This is a genomic window from Bartonella sp. TT119HLJHH (genome assembly GCF_042193385.1).
Lineage (GTDB): Bacteria > Pseudomonadota > Alphaproteobacteria > Rhizobiales > Rhizobiaceae > Bartonella.
On the sequence record NZ_JBHILS010000099.1, the window covers coordinates 1 to 1,103 of the forward strand.

Sequence of the window (1,103 nt, forward strand, 5' to 3'; positions counted from 1 at the left end):
ATTTAGAATACTCACTCATCATTCTACATATTCAATAAAAAACTGAATATTATAAATTTCTTTCATTCAAACCTGTTTATATTTAATCAATTAACCCCTTGTTCATCACAAACGAAGCTGGCATGTAAAGAAGGACTTTTGAAAAAAGGTGTATTGCTTCTTATGAACATTCTCGAGTGCTAAAATCTGCGCAAATATTGAATGCTGAAAAAAGAATGATGATATCCGCGCATAACCGCAATAAAAATAATATCCTGTATCCAATCAAAATTTCTCTGCCACCTATCATTTACAAAACAACAACCGTAACAATACGATAAAGCATACTTTACTTTTATTATAATTTGACCTCAAACTCCCTCTGTTTGTTCTAAAAACAAGTATTTCTCCAAAATTCTTAAGTAAACATCCTAAAAAAGGAAACAAATAATATGCGTATGAAATGATATAAACGTAAATAAAGTTCTAAAACAAAATTCAAAAAAATGCATAAATCTCGTAAAGACTAAACTTATGATCTATAAAATTTAATAAAGAAATGGACAAAAACAACCATCAATATCGTCTCTTTTAAAAGATTATACCACAAGAATTTAGCATTCAAGCTTCTCACATTCACAATGAAATCTGCCCCCATATCTTAATATCAAAATTTTAGGAAAATTCCTCATCGCATAGAAGAAAGCATCTATTGTAATCTTTTATATCAAAAAAATAACCATATTGATGAGGAAAAATAAATTTCAATACATTAAAAGGCAGAAAAATCTTCTGCCTTTTATATAAAAATGCACATTATATCTCTTCAAAAAAGATGTCGCAATCCAGCAGAGAAACTGGCTCCAGAAAAACCAGCTTTCTTAAATTTATGCTGATAAGTTACATCTCCATGAAGAAAAAGTTTTGAAGAAAGACGAGCATTAAACCCAAGACCTGCTTCCAAAAAAGAACCAAAAAAACCTAATTGGAAATCGTTTTTAAAAGAAACAAATTGCTTATCTTCAAAACTATGCAAATAAGAAAGCTTACTATAAAAAGAAACGACACGTCCCTCTTCAGAAACATTAAGTGTCTTTCTTAAACGCCCACCAACACGCCCCACC

1 protein-coding gene is annotated in these 1,103 nt (G+C 29.9%); it reads right to left on the reverse strand.

The genetic code is table 11. The features are described 5' to 3' along the window. Nucleotides 1–805 precede the first annotated feature (805 nt). Nucleotides 806–1,103: autotransporter outer membrane beta-barrel domain-containing protein (locus ACFIJL_RS09500; protein WP_375624467.1), on the reverse strand; the 298-nt coding region annotated here is incomplete at its 5' end.